We start from the raw sequence: 3,664 nt of genomic DNA on the forward strand, positions 1-3,664 counted from the left end.
GGCCGGCCCTCGGCGAACGCGGCCAGGGCCTCGGAGTTCGCGGGGCCGCCCATGAGGTCGGCGAAGCACTGGTTCTCGCGTTCGCGCGCCTCGGCGATCTGGCGGGCCAGCGGCTCGACCATGGTCCGCTTGACCGCCCGCAGACTCGAGATGGGCAGCCTCGCCAACCGTGTTGCGTGCTCGGTGGCCACCCCCAGCAGGTCGTCGGGGGCGCACAGCCGCCACACCAGGCCCATCTCGTGCGCCTCGGCGGCGCTGATCCACTCCGAGGACAACAACACCCACGCCGCGTTCTGCCGCCCGACGAGCCGGGGCAGCAGGTAGCTCGAGGCGGCCTCGGGCGCCACCCCGAGGCTGGTGAACGGGCACTTGAGACGGGCGTCCTCGGACATGAATACCAGGTCGGCGAACCCGATGACGGTCATGCCGATCCCGAGGCCGAGGCCGTTGATCGCCAGGACGAGGGGCTTGTCGAACCCGGTCAGGGCGTCGATCAACCCGAGAAACCCGTGCTCGCCGGGGACGAAGTCGGGATCGGTGATCCGCTGGGCCATCTCGGCCAGGTCGGTCCCGGCACTGAACGCCCGCCCCTGCCCGGTGAGCAGCACGACCGCCACGGTGGGATCGTTCGAGGCCTCGTGCAACGCGATGGTGAGCGCGTCGTACAGGGCCTCGTCGAACGCGTTGAGCGCCTCCGGTCGCGCGAGCGTCAACGTGCGGACGCGGTCGGCGTCGCGCACCTCGAGCGGCGTCGTGTTCTCTCCCACCACGGCGGTATCAGCCGTCGACCGCGGGCGCGTCGAGGTAGACGGACTTGACCTCGGTGTACTGCGCCAGGCCCTCGGGGCCGAACTCGCGGCCGACCCCCGATGCCTTGAAGCCGCCGAACGGGGCCGAGAAGTCCATCGTGTACGTGTTGACCCCGTAGGTTCCGGTGCGGACCCGACGCGCGACGCCCAGCCCCGCCTCCCGGTCCGCGGTCCACACGGTTCCCGCCAGACCGTAGTCGGAGTCGTTGGCGATCCGGACGGCGTCGTCGACGTCGTCGTAGGCGATCACGGACAGAACCGGACCGAAGATCTCCTCCTGGGCGATCCGCATCGAGTTGTCGACCCCCGCGAACACGGTCGGTCGGACGTACCACCCCGAGTCGAGGCCGTCCGGGCGGCCGGTGCCACCGGTGAGCAGCTTCGCCCCCTCCTGCTGCCCGATCTCGATGTACGACGACACCCGTTCCTGCTGCCGCTGCGCCACCATCGGGCCGATCTGGGTGTCGGGGTCCATCGGATCGCCGACGACCATCGACCCGATCCCCTCCGCGAGTGCGCCGGCGACCTCGTCGTGCCGCTCGCGGCTCACCAGGATCCTGGTCTGCGCCACGCAGGCCTGACCCGAGTTCATCACGCCCAGGAACTTGATTCCCTCGACGACGCTCGTGAGGTCGGCATCGTCCAGCACGATCGCCGCGGACTTGCCTCCGAGCTCGAGCGAACAGCGCTTGAGCTGCTCGCCACAGATCGCCCCGATCTTCCGGCCCGCCGCGGTGGACCCCGTGAAGGCCACCTTGTCGACCGCGGGGTGGCGGACCAGGTGCTCGCCCACCTCGCGGCCGCCCGCGACGATGCTCACCACGCCCTCCGGCACCCCGGCCTCGATGAGCAACTCGCCCAGCAGGTAGGTGTCGAGCGGGGTCTCGGGGGCGGGCTTGATCACGATCGTGCAGCCGGTGAGCAGCGCCGGGATCAGCTTGGACAACACGGTGAACTGGGGGACGTTCCACGGCGGGATCGCCGCGACCACGCCCACCGGCTCGTGGCGGACCAGCACCTCGCCCCCGAGCACGCCCGGCCGGGTCTCCTCCCACGGGAACTCCCGGGCGATGCTGACGAACGCCTCGATCTGCATCCAGGGCGCAGGGGCCTGGGCGAGCGTACTGAACGAGATCGGTGACCCCATCTCGGTGGAGATCAGGGTCGCCATCTCGTCCAGCTTCGCGGCGTAGAGAGCCGAGAGACGGGCGACCACGTCGATCCGCTCCTGGGGGCTCATCCGCGGCCACGGGCCGGAGTCGAACGCCTCCCGCGCCGCGGCCACGGCGGCGTCGATGTCGGCGACCGAGCCCTCCGGGACGCGGGCGACGATCTCCTCGGTGTGGGGGCTGACCACCTCGATGACGCCGTCGGTCGCGGGTGAGCGCCACTCGGTACCGATCAGGAACGCGTCGCGGTCGAGGGAGGATGTCATGGTGGGTCTCCTGCTGTTGCCGGGTGGGGTCCTGTCGCAACGGACATGCGAACAGACACCTGTCCAACCTAGGCGGTACCGGCCTCGCCCGCGGCGGTTCCACGGATTCGGCTCGACCGGCTCAGCGGAGCGCCGGCACCCGTCCCCCGTCCGTCCGGGCCAGCTCCCGGACGGCGATCTTCCAGGCCTCGACCACGGCCGAGGCGCCGACCCTGGGCTGCAGGGTCCCGGCCAGGTGGGCCCCTGTGAGCAGGTCGATTGTGAACTGCACCAGCATCGGCGCGCGCGGATGGTCCTCCCCCGCCAGCCGCGTGACGTTCCGGTGCACCGTGCGGAAGATGCGTTCCTGGAGAGGGATGAGCGCCCGGCGGAGCTCGGGATCGGTCCGGGAGGCCACCCAGAGCTCGAGGGCCACCGTGAACGGCGGACCCTGGAGCTCTTCCCAGACCAGATCCACCACGTCGTCCCAGCTCGTGGCCAACGGCACGTCGTCGCGCGCCCCGGCGTCGGGGTCTGCGACGGCGTCGGCACCGTCGTCGGCTCCCACGCGAGCCCGGACGCCGAGGCCCGTCGAGGTCAGGACGCGGAGCCGGCGTTCGACGATGTCCTCCACGACCCCGGCCATGAGCGAGCCCCTCGTGGGGAAGTGGTGCAGCAGCGTGCCCCGCGCGACCCCCGCGCGGTTCTGCACCTCGCCGACCGTCGTCGCGCCGTAGCCACGGTCGAGCAGCGACTCGTACGCGGCCTCGAGGAGCTTCGAGCGGGTGGCGGCGGACCGCTCCTGCTTCGGACGACGGGGGGCTGCCATGGCCGAGACATTACTCGGGCCACCGCCGCGGCGACTTGCCACCGAGTCGGTCCGATCGGCATGATTCAGCAAAACAGTCTGACCAGACGGAAAGTGGCATCCATGTCCAAGAGATCGCGCGTGAAAGGCCTCGTCGACACCGGCCGCACCCTGGCTCCTGTGCTGGCCCGGACGGCGGTGACGCCGCTGGCGGACCTGGCCTCCCGGATCATCCCCGGCATCGGTTCGACGGCGCCCGCTGCAGACGTGACCGTCCCCGCCCCCGAGGGCATCTCCGGCTATGCACGGCAGGTCGACGTCGCGCGCGCGATCAGCGCTCCGCCGGCCGCGATCCTCGACGTGGTACTGGACACCACCCGGACCCACGAATGGCTGACCTTCCACCTGTCCTGGCGTGGAGAGCGGGACGAGAAGCTCACCACCGGCGGGCAACTCGTCCAACAGATGACTCTCATGGACATCCCCGTCCAGGTGCGGTGGACCGTCGAGAAGGCCGACGAGACCGGGGTCGAACTGCGCGGCGCGGGCCCCATGGGCATCACGGTCGGCCTGTGGTGCACTGTCGTGCCCGCCGCCGACGGCAGCGCGGTCCGCCTCGACGGCGCCCTGGAC

4 protein-coding genes are annotated in these 3,664 nt (G+C 71.0%); 1 reads left to right on the forward strand and 3 read right to left on the reverse strand.

The genetic code is table 11. The features are described from left to right. The 3 genes from IY392_RS16140 to IY392_RS16150 form a co-directional block, all read right to left on the reverse strand. The coding region (locus tag IY392_RS16140; RefSeq protein WP_375292925.1) for an enoyl-CoA hydratase/isomerase family protein at positions 1-740 on the reverse strand (740 nt) is incomplete at its 3' end. A gap of 37 nt (positions 741-777) precedes the next feature. Next, entirely contained in the window at positions 778-2,244 is a 1,467-nt protein-coding gene (locus tag IY392_RS16145) for an aldehyde dehydrogenase (RefSeq protein ID WP_194861769.1), read from the reverse strand. A gap of 121 nt (positions 2,245-2,365) precedes the next feature. Further along, positions 2,366-3,052 (reverse strand): TetR/AcrR family transcriptional regulator, encoded by a 687-nt coding sequence (locus IY392_RS16150; RefSeq protein WP_194861770.1) that lies wholly within the window; start codon positions 3,050-3,052, stop codon positions 2,366-2,368. A gap of 102 nt (positions 3,053-3,154) precedes the next feature. Here IY392_RS16150 and IY392_RS16155 point away from each other — a divergent pair. Continuing rightward, a partial coding sequence (locus IY392_RS16155) for an SRPBCC family protein (RefSeq protein WP_194861771.1) occupies positions 3,155-3,664 on the forward strand: 510 nt, incomplete at its 3' end.

The organism is Dietzia sp. SYD-A1, assembly GCF_015356725.1.
Taxonomy (GTDB): domain Bacteria; phylum Actinomycetota; class Actinomycetes; order Mycobacteriales; family Mycobacteriaceae; genus Dietzia.

What these genes read in the sequence shown, in the direction of transcription:
- IY392_RS16145 (WP_194861769.1), bottom strand. Translation starts at nt 2,244, where the DNA reads ATGACATCCTCCCTCGACCGCGACGCGTTCCTGATCGGTACCGAGTGG.
- IY392_RS16150 (WP_194861770.1), bottom strand. Translation starts at nt 3,052, where the DNA reads ATGGCAGCCCCCCGTCGTCCGAAGCAGGAGCGGTCCGCCGCCACCCGC.